We start from the raw sequence: 20,984 nt of genomic DNA, 5'->3' as shown, positions 1-20,984 counted from the left end.
TGTCGGTGGTTTATTTGTTTAAGGGAAATTTTATGTTGGTTAAAGTCATTTTCTCGGCGTTATTATTGATGGCGATAGGCGGGTGCGCTATCGTCGCCCCATCGAGTACTATTCAGCTTGGGCCGCTCAAGCAGATTTCGCTTCCCATTAAAGAGGCCCTGGAGCGTCAGACGAGGCTTCCAGCGGCCATGAGCGCAAATGCGCTGGTTCAATTTACCTTGAAGGGCAAGGCCCAGCCAAGGGTCACGGGTATAATAAACTGGGAGCGCGCAGAGAACGGCCTGAAACTCAGGGCGACAGGTCTTGGGGCTATGGGTGTTACTGTCTTTGACTGTCTGCTCACAGACGATTGGCTTTACCTCTACATACCATCCCATGGCGTCATCTATACGGCGGATCTTGGTGATGAGGCATTGCTGCCGGATGGCCGCATGTTAAATGGTATCGCCGATGAGGCTATGCTGGTCCTCGCCCCATGGTCAGCATACGGCATGGGTGGTGACAAAGATGTCTCGGAGTGTCCTGCAGGGCAGTGGGAAGGGTCATCAGTTCGGCCACTGTGCATAGGGTTTGTGGAAGACGGGCGGCGGGGCGTGGTAGGTCTTGACCCAAAGACCCTGGCCCCGCTTTATCTAAGGCTTGAAGGCCTCGATGTACGCTACAGTGCCCCTGACGGACTGCCTGACGGTTCGCCGTACCCTACAGGTTTTCATCTTGAGATGGCGGGTTTGGGGTTGAAGATCGATGTCGATCTTAAGAAGATCCTGCCCCGACGGCCCGATGTCTCTTTGTTTGACCCAGCGCCGTTTTGCCAGGGGAGGATATTGCCACTCTCTGTGCTGATTGACAGGATAAAAAACAGCTAAAACCCTATCGCTCTTTTTAACTCTTCAATGCCGATCTTCTCTATCAGCCTGTCCATCCTTGATTTTATCTTTACATGCCTTGAGAACATCGCGGCAAGCCTCTTTATTATCTCGCCCGCCTCTTCAGGCGACGAGATCCTGCCCACCTCGCATCCCTCCTTGGGTCTGCTCCCGCCATGGCCTCCGAGCATGACCACAAAGCCGCTCTTTCTGCCTGAAAAACCTATATCCACCATATTCGCCCATGAGCAGCAGGCCGGACAACCAGCCACCGCCACCTTCAATTTCGGCGGGATAGGGATCCTGGCAAGCTCTTTGTAGATATACTCTCCAAACGGAAAGGTCTTCTGCAGTGCAAGCTTGCAATATGGTTTACCTACGCACACCCTTGGCTGGGAGATATCCCTGGCCTTCCTTACGCCAGCCCCGCCTTCTTCCAGGAGCTCTATTGCCCTCCGGCCTGTCTTTTGGTCAAGCCCCAGGAGCATGATCTTCTGAGCAGTGGTGATGTGGACGGTTATCCCCAACTCTTTTACGACCCTTGATAATGTATCGATGACCTCAGGGGTTATAATCCCGTTTGGGCATTCAATAGTAAGGGCGTAGGAGCCGTCTCCTTGAATTACAAGACCTGGTATTGGGATTGTATTATCCATCAGACACCTCCTTCGTCGTTTTTTCTTATTTGATATCTTTCCACCGCCTTGTCGTGTTCGGCGAGGGTTTTTGAAAAATAGTGTGTGTTATCGTTTTTCGACACAAAATATAAAAAATCCGTCTTCTCAGGATAAAGGACTGCCTTTATGGAATCGAGACCCGGGTTTGCAATCGGGCCAGGCGGTAGGCCGTCTATGCAATATGTGTTATATGGCGTCTTAGTATGCAGGTCTTTTTTGGTAAGCCTTGTCGGCAGGCTTGGCCCTTTTCCAGTCCCTGATTCGGACTCCAGTTTGTCCAAGATACCGTAGTAAACGGTTGGGTCGCACTGCAGCGGCATGCCTTTCTTGCTCCTGTTCCAAAAGACACTTGCGATTATTGGGCGCTCGGAGGGTATTGCAGCCTCCTTTTCCACCATCGAGGCCAAGATCAAGACCTCTTTCATGGTGACTCCAAGCGCATTGGCCCTTTCTTGGAGGCCATGTTTCCGCCAGACATCTTTCAGTCTCTCTACCATTGTGGCGATGATTTTCTGAGGAGGGGTATCTTTAGTGAAGAAATATGTATCGGGGAAGAGATAGCCTTCAGCCGTCCGGCCGTCGATGCCGAGTCTCTTGAGGAGGGCCTGATCTTTGGCGGCGTCAAGAAAACGATTTCTGGGCATGATCCCGGCGTTCTCGATGAGTCCGGCTATGTCATAGATATTGAATCCCTCGGGTATGGTCACGACATGTTTGAGCACCTTCCCGTTTACCAGGTAGTCTAGGATGTCATCCGGGCTTTGGGCCGGAGAAAGCTGGTATTCGCCGGCCTGGAGCCTGCCGCTCATGCCTTTTATCCAAGCAAGAATGGTGAAGCCCGTCTTCGACCTAATCAATCCCTCGCTTTCAAGTAGGTTGGCCACCTCTGAGAACTTCATGCCAGGCGTTATGTTGATGATTTTTGACGGGGCGGCTGTATTTTTAGGTGTCATCCAGTAGTTCCAGGTGTTCCATGCCTCATAACTCCCTAGAAATACGACATAGAAAAGTAGGAGCCACCAGAGGTCTTTTAAAAGACGCATCAGCAGATGTCTCCATCTAGTGTCCCGGAATATACAAGCACAGCCTCGCCTTCCAGGAATACATCCCTTGCCTCTCCACCGTTCAGATCGAAATAGACCTTCAGGACCTCTCCACTTCTTGTTTTAACCCTTAAGGGTGGGGCAAGCCCGATTTTGACCGCCGCTATAATGGCCCCTGCCACTGAGCCGGTACCGCATGCAAGCGTTTCACCTTCTACGCCGCGTTCGTAGGTGCGGATAAGGACATCCCGGCCTTCAAGCTTGATGAAGTCTACATTTGCACCTGCGGGTTTAAAGCGTTCATGAAATCTTATCGCCCTTCCAAGTCCTACAACGTCGCATCTTTTGAGGTCGTCCACCAAAACCACTGCATGCGGCACGCCTGTATTTATGAAGTGTGTTGTGACTCGGTCGTCTTTCACATCAATGGATATGTTCAGTTCCATGTCGGCTGGGGCTGGAAGTTCAAGCTTTACCTTCGCACCTTTCACCTCGGCATGGATCAGTCCGGCCCCTGTCTCAAATTTTAATTTCGGTCCGGCGATCCCTGTAAGAACTGCAAACCTTGCAGCGCATCTGCCGCCGTTTCCGCACATCTCAGCCTCGCTTCCATCAGCGTTGAAGAAGCGCCATCTAAAATCAGCCGTTTCTGACCCCTCGATAAGGATAAGGCCATCCGCCCCGATTGAGAATCTACGACGGCATAGACGCCTAGCCAGATCATGGGCCGTATCTGCTTGAATGAGACTGGTTCTGTTGTCTATCAGGATGAAGTCATTGCCGCTTCCGTGCATCTTTTTGAATTTCAACGGTTCCATTGCGTTACCTCCAGGCCTCCCAGATCTCCTCGCCCCTTATGAGGTCTTCATAGGTCTCCCTTGTCCTTATGACCTTGAATCTGTCTCCGGCCACCAATACCTCAGCTGCCCTTGGCCTCGAGTTGTAGTTGGAGGACATGCTGAAGCCGTAGGCCCCGGCGCCCCTTACTGCAATGAGGTCGCCGTTTTTCATGGACGGCATCGGGCATCCCCTGGCCAGGAAGTCGCCTGTCTCGCATATAGGTCCAACGACGTCAGTCGGTTTGAGCAAGGCGGCCGTTCCGGCGGTCGGCCCGGTCACCGGCACGATCTCATGATATGCCTGATAGAGGCTCGGCCTTGCGAAGTCGTTCATGCCTGCGTCCACTATATAAAAACGTCTTTCCCCAGAGTCCTTTGTGTAGAGGAGCTTGGTGACCATGATCCCTGCATTTGCACATATGGCCCTGCCTGGTTCGAGTATCAAGGTCTGCGGGAGCGATGATATCTCTTGGATTACTGCGGCGAGATATTCCTCAGGTTCAGGCGGTGTTTCATCTTTGTATCTGACGCCGAGCCCGCCTCCCAAGTCAATGAATTTTAGCCTTATGCCTTCTGTCTCGAGCCCTTTTACGAGGCTACCTATCTTTTCGGCCGCAGCTTTAAAGGGACCAGTCTCTGTGATCTGTGAGCCGATATGGCAGCTTACGCCGATCGTTTCGAGCCAGTCCATCCCAGAGGCAAGCCGATATGCCTCAACGGCTTCTTGAACCGGCAGTCCGAACTTGTTTTTCTTGAGGCCCGTCGAGATGTAAGGGTGCGTCTTTGGATCGATATCCGGATTTACACGGAATGATATGCCAGCCCGCTTTCCCATCCTTGCCGCCGTCTCGCCGATTGTGTAGAGTTCGTCTAATGACTCCACATTAAACATCAAGATGCCGGCCTTGAGGGCGTATTCGATCTCCCGTCTGGTCTTGCCTACGCCTGAGTAGGTTATCCTGTCGGCGGGTATTCCGGCCTTCAACGCCCTGAAGAGCTCCCCACCTGAGACTATGTCGGCACCAGCGCCGAGACGGCCAAGGATGTTTAACACAGCTATGTTGCTGTTTGCCTTGACGGCGAAACAGATGATGTGGTTGCGGTGGACAAGGGCCTTTTCAAAGGCCTTGAAGTGTCTCTCCAGTGTGGCCGTGCTATATATGTAAAGCGGAGTGCCTGCCTCTTCGGCTATTTTCTTTACCGGTATATCTTCACAATAAAGTTCGCCGTTTTTGAAAACAAAGTGATCCATATAGCTACCTTTCAGTCGGAATCAATATATCTCGACACTTGCCGGTTTCGACGGGCGACTTTCGTTGGGGGGGTGCGCCCGATCAACGGCCGTAACCCAGTATTCGTAGATACCAGGTGACAGCCGCGTAAAGTCGATGAACTTGGGGATTGGGATCGGTGAATGGTTCAATTTGTCGATAAGGCCGTTTTTGTTGCGGCGGTAAACTATATAGCCCGCAAGGTCAGGCTCGGAGTTTTCCTGCCACAACAATTCGACGCCTCCTTCACCGCCGCTTCCTGCCAAGGCCTTCCTGTAGACCGCCACCAGGCCTTCAGGGGGCTTAGGTGGTGTCAGGTCAATTGGCTGGGCGGTTATTTCACGGCTGCGCCGGCCTTCGATCTCCGTGCCGTGATAGATGAGGACGGAGGATATGGAATATTTATATGTTACACCTTTTTTCACGGATGTATCAAAAAAGCCTGTTGAGTCAACCGGAGGGCCGATCGCCTTCCATTGCCCTTCAACTGCCTCTGCCTTGTATATCTTATACGAGATCTTTTTATCTATTGGGCTTCCATCCGCCCATGTTCCAGGTGGAACCCATGATAGATATATGCCATCAGCCGAAGGTTGTGCCGAAATCTGTGAAGGCGGCGATGCAGGGACATGCCATGCAAAGGATATCCTGTTTGACGGGTCACTTATGTTGAGCCAGCCCTTGACTGTGCGCACTTCATAAATATACCTCATTCCCTGGTGCAGCGTGCGGTCGTCGTAATACATCTTTCTCGCCTCTTCTGGATGGGCCTCAAACGGTATCTCTATGGGTGGTCCAAATCTTGGGGGACATCCGTCGCAGGTCTCATTCACAGACGCCTCTGCCTTATAGATCTCAAAACCCTTGATGCGTTCTATAGGGCTTCCGTCCAGGTTTCTGATCGGGACGGTCCAGGACAGTTCGGCGCCTTCAGGTGTTATCGTGTATGAGAGGTCTTTTATCGCGACCGGACGGATAGTGCCTGGGGGGACAGGCGCCCCCTTTCTTCCGCAGCCCGAGAGCATAATCAAGCCGCATAGGGCGGCGAGGAAAGCAAGGTAGTTTTTACAAGATCGTTTCATTGCTTATTAAATCCATTCAGTTCTATCTCGGCCCGCCTCACGGCCTCGGCCACTGTCTCGGGCGCCGTGCCGCCAATAGAGCACCTGGACCTTAGAGAACCTTCGACCGTCAGGACATCATACACATCTTCTTCGATGAGCGGCGAGAACGCCTTGAATTCGTCGAGACTGAGGTCTTTGATATCCCTGCCTGTCTCTATACAACTTGCAACTATCCTGCCGGCGACTTCATGGGCGCTTCTGAATGGAAGTTCTTTTTTTACAAGATAGTCAGCAAGATCGGTAGCAGTCAGAAATCCCTTTTCAAGAACCTTTCCTATGTGTTCTTTCTTAGGCTCAAGTCTGGAGATGATGGCTGTCATCATTTCTAAAGATGCACTTACTGTGTCGATTGCATCGAACAATGCCTCCTTGTCTTCTTGGAGGTCACGGTTGTAGGTCATGGGCAACGCCTTTATAAGTGTCAGCATGGCCATCAGGCAGCCGTATACCCTGCCGGTCTTTCCCCTGATGAGTTCCGGTACGTCAGGATTTTTTTTCTGCGGCATTATGCTCGATCCTGTGCAAAATGCATCAGGGAGTTCTATAAAGCCGAATTCAACCGTTGACCACAGGATAAGCTCCTCGGAAAGCCTGCTCAAGTGGGCCATGATAATGGAGAGTGCGGCCAGGAATTCCACCGCGAAATCCCTGTCAGCTACGGCATCCATACTATTTGCAGAGATGTCATCAAAGCCTAGTTCATTTGCGGTAAATTCCCTGTCTATGGGAAGGCCGGTGCCTGCGAGCGCGGCGCTTCCAAGTGGACAGATATTGATACGCCGTCTGCAGTCAGCGAGTCTCTCCTTGTCCCTCTTGAACATCTCATAATATGCAAGCATGTGATGCGGCCAGAGTACAGGTTGCGCCCTCTGAAGGTGTGTATATCCAGGTATTATGAGTTCAGGGTGGCGCTTTGCCTGTGACAGCAGGGCAAGTTGCAGTCCATGAATAAGATCGCTTATTCTGTCTGTCTCATCCCTCAGATAAAGCCTTGTATCAGTTACCACCTGGTCGTTGCGGCTCCTGGCCGTATGGAGTTTTTTGCCCGCATCCCCGATCCGTTCCACGAGGGCTTGTTCGATGTTCATGTGGACGTCTTCCAGCGCCTCCTGCCAGACGAACTTCCCGGCCTCGATATCATGCTGTATCTCGTCTAGGCCGCGGACGATCGCCATGCCCTCTTCGGGGCTTATGATACCCTGTTTCACCAACATAGTGGCATGTGCCTTGCTGCCAGCTATGTCTTGTCTGTAGAGCCTTTTGTCAAAATGGATCGAGGCTGTAAAACGCTCAACCAGCTTGTCTGTATCCTCGGCGAATCTCCCGCCCCATGGTTTCTTTACGGTTTTTTTGTCGTTATTCATAGCCATTGCATATTTTTTATTTATCATTTGGCCGAACAGTGCAATATGCAGGCAGTTCCCGCCGGCACGCATACATTTATTTATGATGGCGATCTCATCCGATAAGGGCCTTTAAACCCCATGGCCGGAGCCCTATCGTCTTCAGGCCGATGACCAGCTCGGTGAGTAATTCCGGCATCAGTCCGGCCATGTCGTGCCGCCCGCCCCCCTGTCCGGCGGTCAGGTAGGAAGGTATGAGGATTATGTCGCCCGATCTCACCTTGAGTAGTAGCCTGGATATCGCGCCCGAGATCGACTTTGCCGGATCTTGCCTGGCTTGCATGCCTGCCGCATATGGGCGGAGGGGCATGATTTTAAGGGTGAGCGAAGGGTTTACTACAATAAGTCCAAGTTCGTGCGCTACACGCATCAGGCGCAGGTCTTTAAAGCCATAGGGCGGCATGAAGTATCTCGCACCTTTGTCTTGGAATTCTCTTACAAGGAATTGGGTTGATCTGAGTGAGCGCCTTATATCCTGTTCCTTTTTGAATATGAGAGGTCTGTAGTCCTCGCCGTGTATGCCTATTTCAAACGCCTGAATATGGTCCATTGCCCACGGAAGGCTCCTGGCCTTTTTGCCTTCAATGAAAAATGCAGCCGGGATGGATAATTCATGCAGTCTTTTGCAGACAGCGGCTGTGGCCTGATTTGGGCCCTGATCGAACACTATCCCAACCGCATTGGTCGTCCTCGGCCCGTGGGTTATCACCCTGCCAAAAAATTCGGCCTTTGGGCAAAAAATCTCATACGCTGCACCAGCGGCCGCCCCCGTTCCGGCCAGGACGGCTAGTCCTTTTATTATCTTAGATCTATTTAAGCCCATTTTGCATCCTTATTAGCTCTTCATATTGCAACGCATAAATTAAACAGATTTATTTCCTACGCTCAACCACAAACCTTGCAAGCCTTTTCAATATCCCGGCTGTTTCCGATGATCCGAATATATCGAGGCCGTTGCAACCTATCCTTATGAGTTCTTCGGCTTTGTCTTTCGTGTATTTGAAGGCACCCTTGGTCTCGAGAAGGTCTTTTATCCATGCAAGCTCCTCAGGAGAATGTTTATCCTTTTTCAATATCAAAAATATCTCACTCTTTTCTTTGGGAGAGGCTATGCTGAGCCCGTAAACCAGGGGCAGCGTGAGCTTTCCTTCGGCAAGATCTGCGCCGACGGCCTTTCCGAATTCTTTTGTGTCAGCGGTATAGTCCAAGAGGTCGTCTATCATTTGAAATGCCTTGCCCAGACAAAGGCCGTAGTTGGAAAGGGCATTGACCCTGGTGTCATCCGCCCCGGCAAAGAGCGCACCGATCTTGCATGACATCGAGATCAGTGCAGCCGTCTTTCTGTATATAATATCCATATAGGTCTGTTCATCAAAAAAGTCCGGGTTCTTTGAATGCAGGAGTTGCATGACCTCGCCTTCGGACATAAGGGCCACGGTCTCGGCGGTGACCCTTGCTATGCGGATGTCTTCGAAGCGTGTGGCCAGCTCTATGGCCCTTGCATATAGAAAATCCCCTGCAAGGACCGTAGCCTTGTTTCCCCAGATAGTATATGCAGGCGGTTTGCCTCGCCTTAATTTCCCGTCATCGACTACATCATCATGCAAGAGGCTTGCCGCATGTAGATATTCAGGGACCAGTGCAAGATCATAGGCTTCATCTATCTCCCTTCCGCATAGTATGGCTGAAAGCACTGTCAGCAGCGGCCTGACCTTCTTGCCGCCGGCAAAGAGTATGTGCCCTGTTATTTCATTTATAAATGGCATGTGTGAGGCAAAGCAGCTAGACATCCGGCTGTCAAGGCGCTCAAAATACGGTTTTAACTGTTCAAGTATATCGGTTTCCATGACTTTATTTTTTAATTGTTTGGTAGGTGCGCAGTTTTCAATCATTAAGGAAATAACATATAAAACCAGTAAGGGCTACATGTAATAGTCTGTGGATTATTGAATTTTGAAACTTTATAGGCTTTAATGAGGTCTAAGACCCTGGAAGGTCTGATTGAGACTGGTGTCTTTTGGATCGTATGGGCAAAGGCTGGACAGTCTGTCTCAGGAGGGGTAAACAGTGAAGATCACGCGCCTTGAGGTCGAGCATATTGCTAATTTGGCATGTTTAAGTTTTGATCAAGATGAGATTGAGGGATTTACTGTACAGCTGAACGAGATACTTGAATATGTAGCGAAGCTTGGCGAATTGGATACAGGCGGCGTATCCCCTTTGGCCCATTCCCTTGATTGTGTTAATCGCTTCAGAGATGATGTGGAGATGCCCTCGCTCTCTGTCGAAGATGCACTGAAAAATGCCCCTCAGAAGGAAGACGGCGCCTTTGCTGTCCCGAAAATCATTTGATCAGGACCATCTTTAAGAATGGAGAATGAGAGGCATGCCGGATCTTATAGACTTAACTATTAAAGAATTAGGTGAGTTGTACGCCAAGGGCGAGATAAGCCCTGTCGAGGTGACAAAGGCATATCTAGACAGGATTGATCAGGTTGATCCCAAGATAAGGGCCTATATAACCGTCACCCATGAGCTCGCATTGAATCAGGCGAAGGATGCGCAGAGACGTCTTGATAAGGGCGAGGATATCACACCCCTTACCGGCGTCCCGCTCGGCATAAAAGATCTCATCTGTACAAAGGGTATTAAGACGACCTGTGCCTCGCGTATGCTTGAAGGCTTCATCCCACCTTATGATGCGACAGCGATCGAGAGGTTAAACAGGGCGGGGGCTGTGATGTTGGGCAAACTCAACATGGACGAGTTCGCCATGGGATCTTCGACCGAGAACTCGGCCTTTCATCCTACTTATAACCCATGGGATCTTACCAGAGTACCTGGGGGATCAAGCGGCGGTTCAGCGGCGGCTGTGGCCGCAAGGCTCTGTGCAGGCGCCTTAGGCTCCGATACTGGTGGTTCAATCCGTCAGCCATCTTCACATTGCGGCGTAGTTGGCCTTAAACCAACCTACGGCAGGGTTTCTAGATACGGGCTTGTTGCCTTTGCCTCTTCCCTTGACCAGATTGGTCCTATAACAAAAGATGTAACCGATGCAGCTATACTCCTTGGCGCCATTGCAGGAAATGATCCGATGGACTCCACCTCTTCCTCAAGGGATGTCCCTGATTATACAGCCGGACTTGGTAAGGGGATCAGCGGTTATACCATAGGTTTGCCGAGGGAATATCTAGTTGGCGGCCTTGATCCTGATGTCGAGGCGGTCGTCAGAAAGGCCATAGGGGCCCTTGAGGCCATGGGTTGCAAGATGGTCGAGGTAAGTCTCCCGCATACTGAATATGCCATTGCAACTTATTATATCATCGCCACTGCCGAGGCTGCATCTAACCTGTCGCGATATGATGGCGTGAAATATGGACTGCGCGCCTCCGGTTATCGGAACCTGTCTGAAATGTATAAGAAGACCCGTTCCGAGGGCTTTGGGCCCGAAGTCAAGCGCAGGATCATGCTCGGGACCTATGTCCTTTCCTCAGGTTATTACGATGCCTATTACAAAAAGGCATCCCAGGTCAGAAACTTGATAAAGCAGGATTTCGTTGAGGCGTTTAAAAGGTGCGATTGTCTTATAACACCTGTCGCTCCAACCCCTGCCTTCAGGCTTGGTGAGAAGACAGGGGATCCGCTTCAGATGTATTTAAGTGATGTATTTACAATAGCGACGAATCTAGCTGGCGTTCCGGGCATCTCAACGCCTTGCGGCTTCAGTAAAGATGGCCTTCCAATAGGTGTTCAGCTTATGGCCGATTCGTTTGAGGATGAGAAACTCCTTAGGGTGGCGTATAGTCTCGAGACCTTTGTCGGGAAGATATCTAGATGGCCTGAGGTTTGAGTGAGGTAGCAGATGCAGAGCATCCCCATATCCCTTGCCGCACCTGAAATGATACTTGCAAAGGCGGTCAAGACCGAAGACGGTAAGATATTGTGTGGGCCTGGGGTGGAATTGACCGAAGAGCTTATAAGTCGACTTTCAAAGAGCGGTGTGCATGTCGTCGTTGTAAAAGGCCATCCCGTCCAGATGCCGGGTGAAAAGTCCCTTGCAGAGATGATTAAGGAGCTTGAGGAGAGATTTGCAAAGGTAAAGGACGACCCGGTATTGCGGGCGCTTATGAGGCTTATCGCCGAACACATCATAGAAGAGGCAAAGACATAATGAATCTATGCGGAATCTCTGATTGCGGTCTGATGACGCATAGATATTGCCTGAAATTGGATTTTCTGCCTCGCAACGGTGTATAATCTGCTCATAGGAGGGATCCAAACAAGATGGATAAACAGGACCAGGGGCAAAAGAGACAGGATATAAGACATAGATTGAGATATATAAAATCGCTTCCGACTCTCCCGCCTATCGCCTCCATGCTGAATAAGATGGTCGAAGACGAAGAGATGACGGCCTCAAGGCTCGGTTCGGTCATAGAAAAAGATCAGGTCTTGACAAGTAAGCTCTTGAAGATGGTTAATTCGTCTTTTTTCGGCTTTCCGCAGAGGATCGGCACGGTCTCGAACGCCATAGTGCTTTTGGGGTTTAACGTTATAAAGACCCTGATCGTGACCTCCTCCATCTTTGATGTAATGCAGTCTTCCGACGTAGGGCTTTGGGAGCATTCGCTCGGGTGTGCGACAGCCGCAGGCATTTTTGCCAAGAGGCATGGGCTGAAAAATCCCGAAGAAGTCTCGACGGCAGGGCTTATACATGACTTAGGCAAGGTGGTGATAAGGGCGGAATTTACAAAAGAATATGAAGAGATACAAAATATGGTTAAGGAGCGCGGCATCTCTATGAGGGAGGCCGAGCTTGAGTGTCTTGGAGTCGCCCACCCAGAGATAGGCGGATGGCTCATTAAGCAGTGGAATCTTCCTGATCGGCTGATCCTGCCTGTTATTTATCATCATAATCCGGAAGATGCCACTGACTTTAGAGATATTGCCGCCATAGTGCACTTTTCCGATATCCTAATCAGGGCTGTGGGTTTCGGCTCAGGCGGGGACAAATGGGTCCCGCCGCTCGACCACAAGGCCTGGGAGAGGATAAAGATGGGTAAGGGTGAGATGAAAGAGGTCTTGAATGAGCTCGATGAAAAAATAATTGAGCTTAAAGACTTCACCCTTCGGATGCAGCAGACCAAGGGGGGCGCTGGAGAATAAATTGGCACGCATAGCTGTCGTAGCCCCTGTTTTATTTAATAGGCAGGGAGAGCGCCTCTTTCTTGAGGCGAGGGGCCACGAATTTATGTTTGAGCAGGATGTCCAGGCGGCCGTAGAAGATATAGTAAACGACCCACCCGATCTCCTGATTATGCAGAAAGGATTGCCCAACGACCTTGACAAGACCGTAATCCAGGCCCTTAAAGACAGCCTTCAGCTCGCCCTTCTTCCGATCATTCTTTGTATATCCAGACAGGATCTGACCTCCGGCATGGATTGGGGTGAATATCGGGTAGACGACATCATCTTCACCGATGCAAGCCTTAGGGAAATAAATGCCAGGATAGGGCTTGCACTGGAGCGCACGAAGAGGGTGGCCGACAACAACCCGCTTACAAAGCTCCCCGGCAATTCATCCATATTGAGATATATACAAGAGGTGTTGGATGCAAGGTTGTCTGTTGCGATCAGTTATGTTGATATAGATAATTTTAAACCTTATAATGATCTTTATGGGTTTTCAAGGGGTGATGAGGTCATCAGGATGGTGGCCCGCATACTTGTAAATGCAGTTCGGGAGATGGCTGGCGCAAAGGGGTTCGTCGGGCATATAGGCGGTGATGATTTTGTATTTTCGACACCAATTGAGATCGTAAGGGACGTATGCGAGAAGATTATCGATGATTTTAGTGCCTTGATCCCCCTTTTTCTGGACGAAAAAGATATAGATGCCGGTTGTTTTGTGGGCATCGATCGCAGGGGCGAGAAGGTGACCTTCCCACTGACCAGTCTTTCAATAGCAGTGGTCAGATGTATGCCAGGGCGTTATAGCCACTATGGCGAGGTGGCTGAAACGGCCGCCCAGTTGAAGCACAAGGTAAAAGGCATGCCTGGCAGCGTTTATCTTATAGACAGGAGAGGGTAGAATAATGGGGATGAATAGGGCTGTTATGAGATTTTTTGCGATTGTCTGCATTGTCTTTGTGTTTTTTGGTCTGTATTCGGCGGAGGGCGCCACGGCTGAGGGGCGGTTGGCCGTGGTTACGAGCATATTCCCTGTCTCCGAGATGGTAAGGGCCGTTGGTGGAGATAGGGTGGATGTAAGACAGCTCCTTCCCCCCGGTTCCGATCCGCATTCCTGGGAGCCTAAAATCAGTGATATGCTGTGTCTTGAGCAGGCCGATCTGGTGGTGTTGATCGGGGCAGGGCTTGAGCCGTGGGCCGGAGGGATTGTAAATAAAGTCCGTAGCGGAAGAGGCGGCGTCCTGGTGCTGGCTGAGGGTTCAGACCTTAAGGGTTGGCGAGGGAGGACCAGCGAGGTTGAAGGACATGATCACCATGGTCATGGCTGGGCTGATCCACACATATGGCTTGATTTCAAATGGGATGCGGAGGCCACGATGAGGATCGCCAAAAAATTGGCCGACCTTGATCCTGCAGGCGCTGGTTTTTATGAAGAAAATGCCAGGAGATATGCAAAGGCCTTGGAGGCGCTGGATACTTCTTATCGACGGACGCTTTCTTCTTGCGAGCAAAAGACGCTTGTAGTGGCTGGGCACGCGGCATTCGGTTATCTGGCTGAGGCATATGGCTTGAGACAGGTGGCTCTGTACGGCATATCCCCTGATGCAAGCCCGAGCCCGAAGAAGATGGCCGATGTGATTGAACTTGTAAAAAAAGAGGGGGTTAAGGCCATTTTTTTTGACGATACGGTAAATGACAGTCTTGGAAAGGCCATCTCAAGAGAGACCGGGGCGCAGTGTTTTGTAATAACGCCTGGGGCGAGCCTTAAAAAAAATGACATAGTCGACAAGACCACATTTATAAAACTTATGTACAGAAACTTAGCAGCCCTTTCAAGAGGACTTGGATGTAAGGGGTCTGCCAAGATACCACCAGAGAAACAGTCCTAGGACAAAAAAGCCGATGCTAAGGATCTGGCCCATGGTCAGACTCCCCAGCAGCACAAAGCCAAGCTGTGGATCAGGCTCGCGGAACAGCTCTGCAACCGAGCGTACTATTGCATAGAGCATGAGGAAAAGGGCGAGCTTCCTTCCATGTGGCCAAGGCCTTTTACTCAGAGGCCAAAGGATGATGAAGAGAAGTATGCCTTCCAGAAAGGCCTCGTAGAGTTGCGATGGATGCCTTGGAATCGGGCCTCCTTGCGGGAATATCATGGCCCATGGTACATTGGTGGGCCTTCCATAGAGTTCGCCGTTTATGAAATTACCGATCCTGCCGAACCCCAATCCAATAGGGGCTGTTACAGCGAATCTGTCGGCCCACAGCCAGAAGTTTATCCTGTGTCGTATGCAATAGGCCCATCCAGCAGCCATGGCGCCGGCCGCGCCGCCGTGAAAAGACATGCCTCCATGCCATGTGGCCAGTATCTCAAAGGGGTGGTTTAGATAATAGGGCAGATTGTAAAAAAGGACATAGCCCAGCCTTCCCCCCACGATTACCCCTATCGCAAGCCAGAGGAAAAGCCCGTCTAAATGATTTAATTCCGCTTCCATGTCAAGGTCGAGGGATTGGTCACCGCCGCCTACACCGCTTGTCACCGCATGTCTTGTTATCTGTCTGCGTACAAGCGAGTATGAGGCGAGGAAGCCGATGAGATACATGAGTCCATACCAGCGGAGCGCAAATGGGCCCGCTTCTAAAATGACAGGGTCTATCTGTGGATAGGGGAGCATGGTATTAATCCTTGGCCTTGTCTGGGTCTTTTATTGCATCTTTCAGTGAATGTATGCTTATCACCCGCTTTTTGCCTGCCTTTTTATCTTCCGGCCCATTGTCTCGTTTTTTCTCGGGATCCGGTTCGGGCTTTTGGGCAAGGGCAGCCTTTATCGCATGGTATTGTTCCGCAATTACAGGATTGATGTCAGGCTCGAGGATGAAACACGAGACCCGGCTTCTTTGAATACGTACGGAAGACGTCGTGAGCGCCGAGAGTATGTGGGGATGGACGATCGGACCGCGTTGTTGGTCATATAAAACGGTGCATGGGAGATAAAGATCGAAAAAGCCGGCCTTTTCAAGCGCAAAACTGGCCGTTTCAGTCTGGCGGTTGTATCTTATTTCTCCAAGCAACAGCCCGACATCGTCAAGTTCTATAAGTACTAGGTCTTTTGCATTTTGGCTCAATCTCATGATATTTCGACTTCTTTCTCCCTTTTTGGTCTTTTTCTGCGCCTTTTTCTGCGCACCTGCGCCTCCTTTTGGTATTTGGGGTTGAGGTGCGGATTAGGACCTATGGCAGGTAGTCCAAGCTGTTCCTGAATCAGGTCATAAAGCAATACGCTGTCGGCGAACCTAGATTTGCAATAGACGCGTTTCGGCCAATTGCCGATCTCAAGGCACCTTATTATCGGCCACAGACCTGACAATATCTGGGCTGCCTCATCCCTCACTGACTTCTTGAAGTCGTACGGGGCGATCGTCTCATTTAACAAATCCCGTGTCTCCTGGACAGGCCATCTTATGCGTTCAGAATAGAGAGATCTCCATCCTGGTGCAACATGGAGCCTCGGATACGCAAAGAGCGCAAGTATAAACGATTCCGTAGGTTTTTTATCGCCGCCGGCCGCCTTGTCAAGCCATGACAGCAGCCCTGAAAGGAGTGTCTTTGCAAGCCCGCGGTCTCCTTCTTTTATTCCCTTGAAGTAATTGGGGAATATAGATGAAAAGAGACCGCTTTCAAACAGGAGTTCCGCCCATTTCCAGCTTGCCCCTGAATGCAGGTCTTTGAGCCATTCATCACGCACCCTCGGAACGGCACACAGGCGTATCATGTCTTTATGTATTAATATGGCGTCCCAGGTCGCCTTTTCTATTGCAAACCCGGTGCGCGCAGCATGTCTGATCGCCCTAAGCATCCTCACTGGGTCTTTCAGAAAGCGCCTTTCAGGATCGCCTATCGTGCGGATTATCCCGGCCTTGAGATCGGCCATGCCACCTACATAATCTATTATACTGAAATCGGCGATATTGTAAAAGAGGCCGTTGATCGTCAGGTCCCTGCGCATTGCATCTTCCTGTGGTGTTCCAAAGATATTGTCGCCATCATCCCCTGCGCTGTCTTGAGACTGTACAGCGTCATATTCGGCCTTTTGCCTAAAGGTTGAGACCTCTATCACTTTACCACCCTTGAAATACACATGTACAAGCCTGAACCGTCTGCCTATGATGCGGCTGTGTGGAAAGAGCCTCTTTATCTCCTCGGGTGTGGCATTGGTCCCTACGTCAAAGTCCTTGGGGCGCTTCCCTATGAGCAGATCCCTGACGCTCCCGCCGACCAGGTACGCTATGAATCCGTGGTCTTTCAGGCGATAGAGGACCTTGAGCGCCTCTCTGTCCACATCTTTTCTGCTCAGGCAGTGCTCTGGCCTTGGGATTATGAAGGGCCCTGGCCTTTCATCGGTGCCGAAGAGATCAGGCTGTATCAGCCTCGGTTTAGGCCTTGAGCCTTTCATCTACCAGCTCTGCGACCTTTTGTCCTGAGAGTAGCATCCCGCCGAATATAGGGCCCATGCGGAACGATCCAAATGTGGCGTTTGCGGCCATACCAGCCACGAATATCCCTGGAAAGGCCTCTTTGGTGTTGTCGAGGGTGGTGTTTTCGGCAACCTCGGCCCACATGGAACGTTCGCCCATTATAGCGCCGGTCTCGGTGAGAAGACGGGCCCCCATCTTCCGTTGCACCACCTTCAAGACCTCTGTGGGGTGCCCTGTAGCTTCTATTACATACTTGGCCCTTACGGCGAGCGGATCTATGTGGAGTCCGGCCATATCGACCGCAGTCCAGTTGATGACAAGCCCTGTTACTCGATTATCTCTCACCATGACGTCTTCAACAGTTATAAGATTGAACAGTTTGGCCCCGGCCTTGCACGCGAGGCTTGCAAGGGTGGTCACGCACTCTACCGAGTCGGATGTGTAATATCCGTCTCCAACGTCCTCTACCCTTATGCCCAACTCTTTTAATATGGCCGCACCTTCTTCCTGGAGGACTATTTCATTGAACATCATGCCGCCTCCCCACATGCCGCCACCGATGCTGAGCTTTCTTTCGAAGAGGGCCACCTTGTGGCCTTTTTCCGCAAGCTTCAGTGCGGCGATAAGCCCGGAAGGGCCTGCGCCAACGATAGCTGCGTCCAGTTCCAAATACTCCGAGAGCTTTGACATGTAGCGCGAAATGATGGCGCGGCTTATCTTGACCTCATCTAAAGACATAGAAAAAATGCCTCCCTTATGTTATTTAAAAGATAAACAAACTGGCAACTTAGCTTAATTTTGAATTTTTGCAAATCCGTTTGATAAAAAACCTTGGATTTTCATAAAGGCCGTCAAGATTGATGGAATTGTAAGAGGTCAAAATCCTTTGAAATCCTGTTGTGAGGAGGACTAAATGCGCATGGAAGGACTGGGGATAACAGTAACGGAGCACCTTTTGATACACCAGAAGGAATCGCCTGCGGCGACCGGACAGTTTACAAGGCTTCTGAGTGAACTCATATTCTCTGCCAAGATCATAGCCAGAGAGGTCAAAAAGGCTGGACTTGTGGACATCCTTGGTCTTACGGGCGATATAAACGTCCAAGGAGAGCAGGTCAGGAAGTTGGACGAGTTCTCGAACAGGGTCTTGATCTACAGGATGCAGCGTTCAGGGGTTTTGTGCGCCATGGCGTCCGAGGAAAATGCGGATGTCATCGAGGTGCCTGATGACATGCCCAGGGGGAACTACATCCTAATATTCGATCCGTTGGACGGTTCGTCGAATATAGATGTAAATGTAAATATAGGTACTATCTTTTCTATCTACAGGGTGGTCGGCGAGAGGCCTTATGTTACCATGGAGGAATTTTTGAGAAAGGGATCGGAACAGGTGGCGGCCGGTTATTTTCTCTACGGCCCAAGCACCATGCTGGTATATACGACCGGCAAGGGCGTTCATGGCTTTACCCTTGATCCTACGGTTGGGGAGTTCCTCCTCTCTCACCCAGACATACGCATACCGGAACAGGGCCGGATATATTCAGTAAACGAATCAAATACCAATTATTGGGATGGGCGTACAAAAAAAGTCGTCGATTATTTCAAGTCAACAGAGAACGCCCGCCGCAAGCCGTATACCGCAAGGTATATCGGGGCCTTGGTGGCGGATTTTCACAGAAACCTCTTGGATGGCGGTATCTTTATGTACCCTGCGGACAATAAAGACCCGGCAAAACCCAGCGGTAAACTGAGATTGCTCTGCGAGGCTGCGCCGTTGGCGTTTGTGGCCGAACAGGCTGGGGGGGCGGCAACCGATGGAAGGGAGCGTATATTAGATATCAGGGCGGCCCATCTGCATCAGAGAACCCCGCTCTTTATAGGCAGTAGGAGGGACGTAGAAACGGCTACGGCCATAATGAAAGGCGATGTTTAAATCAGGCGTGGTCCAGCGTCAGTGCCCTTTGGCCGTTTTAATGCCCGTCTGGTTTGTGCACCTCTTCCATATGACCAAAGAAATGATTATTTTATAAAAAATTCCTATTTTACTAGTCTGGTAGGCGGGCATTCTTTACCTGGCAGCGGATATTGTTTGTCTCTTTGCCTGGGTGTCAGACGCGACCGGGCAGATGGTGCAGTGAATTTTTAAAATATAGTACAGCATCGGCTGGAGGTTGTTTACAATTATGTCCAATCTATTAAAGACAACTGTTCTTCTTGCAGCCCTTACCGCCTTGTTCCTGGCGGTGGGCAAGGCCATCGGCGGCAATCAGGGTATGACCGTTGCCTTGGTTATGGCGGGTGTTATGAATTTCGGCGCATATTGGTTCAGCGACAAGTTGGCCCTTGCAATGGCTGGGGCTGTCGAGGTATCTGAGACGGATGAACCGGAGCTGCATGCAGTCGTTAGGGATCTCGCCAGGAAGGCTGGCTTGCCCAAACCAAGGGTCTATATAATCCATACAGAGACCCCCAATGCCTTTGCGACCGGCAGAAATCCGGAGCGTGCAGCGGTGGCTGTGACCGAGGGGATATTGAGGCTCCTCTCAAAAGACGAGCTTGAAGGGGTCATCTCCCATGAACTTGGACACGTTAAGAACAGAGATATACTCATAAGTTCTATAGCGGCCATGATTGCAGGGGCCATAAGCTATCTTGCCAACATGGCGCAATGGGCCATGTTGTTTGGTGGTTTCCGCCGCTCTGACGATGATGATTCCGGAGGGGTGATTGGGGTCCTTGTCATGATGATAGTCGCCCCGATAGCGGCTATGCTTATACAGATGGCCATTTCGAGGAGCAGGGAGTTCCTTGCCGACGCTACAGGGGCGAAGATATGCGGTCGTCCCCTTGCACTTGCTGGCGCGCTAAAAAAGCTTGAGGACTGGAATCATCGTCTCCCGATGGATGTAAACCCAGCCACAGCCCAGATGTATATCGTAAACCCCTTGACCAGTGGAGCGTTGGCCAATCTCTTCAGCACACATCCGCCGATCGAGGAGCGTATAAGGAGACTGAACGAGATGGCCATGGGTCGTGGCTTCTAGTCTCGGCGTTTGTCCTGTGCTGCAGCACCTGGCCTTGACCGGTTCGCATGAGGATGGGCCGTGAATTGGTTGCCTCTGGCCCTCCTCACGGCCTTTTCAACCGCTACAACCGATGTGGTCATCAAGGCCCGTTTCGCCCATCTTTCCCCACAGGATATGATGGCGATAAGGGCTGCAGCCCCTGTCCCATTTTTGCTCCTGCCGCTGATGTTCATGCCGTGGCCGAAACTTACCCTGGCCTTTTGGGAGACGTTGTCCATACTCCTGCCTCTGGAGATCCTTGCGCTTTTTTTTTACATGAAGGCCATCAAGACCTCCCCACTTTCCCTATCTGTCCCATTTCTCGCCTTTACGCCCGCATTCACGGTACTGACCGGTTGGTTGATCCTTGGAGAGAGGATCAACCTTAGGGGTATGGTCGGTATCTTGTTTACGGTCGCAGGGGCCTATTTGCTCCATTTCAGATCAAACACCCCAGGGGTCTTGCAGACACTTAGAATAGCCATCAAGGATGGCGGTTCAAGGCTGATGTTTTTTGTATCCGCCGTCTATTCGGTAACCAGCGTCCTTGGGAAAAAGGCGGTTTCTGAGTCGGGGCCTTTTTTCTTTGCCTGTTTTTATTTTGTAATACTTGGTCTCGCGACCATTATGATCTTCTGTGTCATTCCAGGGGTCTTCAGGTGGTGCCTGAGAGGTCGACCAAGATGCCGCGCGGCGTCGGCCATTATGGGCGGGTGGCGGGCCTTGATAGCTGCAGGGTTTTCGCAGTCCGTAATGGTTGTTAGCCATATGTGGGCCATACATCTTGTGGCGGCTGCATATATGATTGCGGTCAAGAGGACCAGTGCCATCTTTAGTGTCTTATATGGAAGATTTGTCTTTTCCGAGGATGAGACCCTTAAACGGTTGATCGGTGCCGGACTTATGACCCTTGGGGTGGCGTTGATCATGATCACTGATTAAAGCCTGAGTTTCTATGAAAATCGCCTTGATCGCACCGCCATGGCCTCTTTTCAACAGGCCATCTATCCAGATTGCTTCTCTTAAGGCCTAT

The 20,984-nt window shown here is 50.8% G+C and carries 22 protein-coding genes; 10 read left to right on the top strand and 12 right to left on the bottom strand.

Annotated features, from left to right (window positions below; genetic code table 11):
• Window positions 1-32 precede the first annotated feature (32 nt).
• A complete protein-coding gene (locus ACP5SG_RS04575; RefSeq protein ID WP_237888567.1) occupies window positions 33-866 on the top strand; it encodes a hypothetical protein in 834 nt (277 codons plus the stop codon).
• On the opposite strand, the gene ACP5SG_RS04570 is transcribed toward ACP5SG_RS04575, so the two are convergent.
• From ACP5SG_RS04570 to ACP5SG_RS04535, 8 genes are all read right to left on the bottom strand, one after another.
• Window positions 863-1,522: a hypothetical protein gene (locus ACP5SG_RS04570; RefSeq protein WP_424661600.1), complete on the bottom strand. Its 660-nt coding sequence runs from the start codon at window positions 1,520-1,522 to the stop codon at window positions 863-865. The genes ACP5SG_RS04575 and ACP5SG_RS04570 overlap by 4 nt on opposite strands.
• The gene (mltG, locus tag ACP5SG_RS04565) at window positions 1,522-2,586 is read right to left on the bottom strand and encodes an endolytic transglycosylase MltG (RefSeq protein WP_424661601.1); all 1,065 of its coding nucleotides are present in this window, start codon (window positions 2,584-2,586) and stop codon (window positions 1,522-1,524) included. Before mltG ends, ACP5SG_RS04570 begins: the two co-directional genes overlap by 1 nt.
• A complete protein-coding gene (gene dapF / locus ACP5SG_RS04560) occupies window positions 2,586-3,404 on the bottom strand; it encodes a diaminopimelate epimerase (RefSeq protein ID WP_237888564.1) in 819 nt (272 codons plus the stop codon). The genes mltG and dapF overlap by 1 nt, the downstream gene beginning before the upstream one ends.
• A 4-nt stretch (window positions 3,405-3,408) precedes the next feature.
• A complete protein-coding gene (gene lysA / locus ACP5SG_RS04555; RefSeq protein ID WP_237888563.1) occupies window positions 3,409-4,677 on the bottom strand; it encodes a diaminopimelate decarboxylase in 1,269 nt (422 codons plus the stop codon).
• Between the two features lie 21 nt (window positions 4,678-4,698).
• Window positions 4,699-5,778 carry a hypothetical protein gene (locus tag ACP5SG_RS04550; protein ID WP_237888562.1) on the bottom strand — a complete coding sequence of 360 codons (1,080 nt, stop codon included), beginning with the start codon at window positions 5,776-5,778 and terminating at the stop codon, window positions 4,699-4,701.
• On the bottom strand, window positions 5,775-7,184 hold the full coding sequence (gene argH, locus ACP5SG_RS04545; protein ID WP_424661602.1) for an argininosuccinate lyase: 1,410 nt from the start codon (window positions 7,182-7,184) through the stop codon (window positions 5,775-5,777). Before argH ends, ACP5SG_RS04550 begins: the two co-directional genes overlap by 4 nt.
• Before the next feature lie 94 nt (window positions 7,185-7,278).
• Window positions 7,279-8,046, bottom strand: a complete 768-nt coding sequence (locus ACP5SG_RS04540) for a polysaccharide deacetylase family protein (protein WP_237888560.1) — start codon at window positions 8,044-8,046, stop codon at window positions 7,279-7,281.
• A 49-nt stretch (window positions 8,047-8,095) separates the two neighbouring features.
• Complete coding sequence (locus ACP5SG_RS04535) at window positions 8,096-9,070, bottom strand: polyprenyl synthetase family protein (protein WP_424661603.1); 975 nt, start codon at window positions 9,068-9,070, stop codon at window positions 8,096-8,098.
• A 220-nt stretch (window positions 9,071-9,290) separates the two neighbouring features.
• Between ACP5SG_RS04535 and gatC the strand changes: the two genes are divergently transcribed.
• From gatC to ACP5SG_RS04505, 6 genes are all read left to right on the top strand, one after another.
• Complete coding sequence (gatC, locus tag ACP5SG_RS04530) at window positions 9,291-9,575, top strand: Asp-tRNA(Asn)/Glu-tRNA(Gln) amidotransferase subunit GatC (protein ID WP_237888558.1); 285 nt, start codon at window positions 9,291-9,293, stop codon at window positions 9,573-9,575.
• Window positions 9,576-9,609: 34 nt separating this feature from the next.
• Window positions 9,610-11,073: an Asp-tRNA(Asn)/Glu-tRNA(Gln) amidotransferase subunit GatA gene (gene gatA / locus ACP5SG_RS04525; RefSeq protein WP_237888557.1), complete on the top strand. Its 1,464-nt coding sequence runs from the start codon at window positions 9,610-9,612 to the stop codon at window positions 11,071-11,073.
• A gap of 12 nt (window positions 11,074-11,085) precedes the next feature.
• Window positions 11,086-11,394 (top strand): hypothetical protein, encoded by a 309-nt coding sequence (locus tag ACP5SG_RS04520; protein WP_428122384.1) that lies wholly within the window; start codon window positions 11,086-11,088, stop codon window positions 11,392-11,394.
• A 113-nt stretch (window positions 11,395-11,507) separates the two neighbouring features.
• Entirely contained in the window at window positions 11,508-12,389 is an 882-nt protein-coding gene (locus ACP5SG_RS04515) for an HDOD domain-containing protein (RefSeq protein WP_424661604.1), read from the top strand.
• Window position 12,390: 1 nt separating this feature from the next.
• Entirely contained in the window at window positions 12,391-13,314 is a 924-nt protein-coding gene (locus ACP5SG_RS04510; protein WP_424661605.1) for a diguanylate cyclase, read from the top strand.
• Window positions 13,315-13,324: 10 nt separating this feature from the next.
• The gene (locus ACP5SG_RS04505; protein WP_428122379.1) at window positions 13,325-14,302 is read left to right on the top strand and encodes a metal ABC transporter substrate-binding protein; all 978 of its coding nucleotides are present in this window, start codon (window positions 13,325-13,327) and stop codon (window positions 14,300-14,302) included.
• Here ACP5SG_RS04505 and lgt read toward each other — a convergent pair.
• The 4 genes from lgt to ACP5SG_RS04485 are packed head-to-tail and all read right to left on the bottom strand — an operon-like array spanning window position 14,246 to window position 17,624.
• Window positions 14,246-15,085 (bottom strand): prolipoprotein diacylglyceryl transferase, encoded by an 840-nt coding sequence (gene lgt / locus ACP5SG_RS04500; protein WP_237888552.1) that lies wholly within the window; start codon window positions 15,083-15,085, stop codon window positions 14,246-14,248. The two genes, ACP5SG_RS04505 and lgt, sit on opposite strands and share 57 nt — an antisense overlap.
• Before the next feature lie 4 nt (window positions 15,086-15,089).
• The gene (locus ACP5SG_RS04495) at window positions 15,090-15,542 is read right to left on the bottom strand and encodes a hypothetical protein (protein WP_237888551.1); all 453 of its coding nucleotides are present in this window, start codon (window positions 15,540-15,542) and stop codon (window positions 15,090-15,092) included.
• Window positions 15,539-16,864, bottom strand: a complete 1,326-nt coding sequence (pcnB, locus tag ACP5SG_RS04490; protein WP_237888550.1) for a polynucleotide adenylyltransferase PcnB — start codon at window positions 16,862-16,864, stop codon at window positions 15,539-15,541. The genes ACP5SG_RS04495 and pcnB overlap by 4 nt, the downstream gene beginning before the upstream one ends.
• Window positions 16,845-17,624: a sulfide-dependent adenosine diphosphate thiazole synthase gene (locus tag ACP5SG_RS04485; RefSeq protein ID WP_237888549.1), complete on the bottom strand. Its 780-nt coding sequence runs from the start codon at window positions 17,622-17,624 to the stop codon at window positions 16,845-16,847. Before ACP5SG_RS04485 ends, pcnB begins: the two co-directional genes overlap by 20 nt.
• A gap of 181 nt (window positions 17,625-17,805) precedes the next feature.
• On the opposite strand from ACP5SG_RS04485, the gene fbp reads away from it, so the two are divergent.
• The 3 genes from fbp to ACP5SG_RS04470 all read left to right on the top strand — a co-directional run bounded on the left by fbp (window position 17,806) and on the right by ACP5SG_RS04470 (window position 20,893).
• On the top strand, window positions 17,806-18,819 hold the full coding sequence (gene fbp / locus ACP5SG_RS04480) for a class 1 fructose-bisphosphatase (protein WP_428122371.1): 1,014 nt from the start codon (window positions 17,806-17,808) through the stop codon (window positions 18,817-18,819).
• A 250-nt stretch (window positions 18,820-19,069) separates the two neighbouring features.
• On the top strand, window positions 19,070-19,930 hold the full coding sequence (gene htpX / locus ACP5SG_RS04475) for a zinc metalloprotease HtpX (RefSeq protein WP_237888547.1): 861 nt from the start codon (window positions 19,070-19,072) through the stop codon (window positions 19,928-19,930).
• A 60-nt stretch (window positions 19,931-19,990) separates the two neighbouring features.
• Window positions 19,991-20,893, top strand: coding sequence for an EamA family transporter (locus ACP5SG_RS04470; protein ID WP_424661608.1), 903 nt, complete (start codon window positions 19,991-19,993; stop codon window positions 20,891-20,893).
• Window positions 20,894-20,984: the final 91 nt, after the last annotated feature.

The organism is Dissulfurimicrobium sp., assembly GCF_049968175.1.
GTDB classification, from domain to species: Bacteria; Desulfobacterota; Dissulfuribacteria; order Dissulfuribacterales; family Sh68; genus Dissulfurimicrobium; species Dissulfurimicrobium hydrothermale.
The sequence above is the reverse complement of the archived record's forward strand: the minus strand, read 5'-3'. Positions and strand labels throughout refer to the sequence as shown.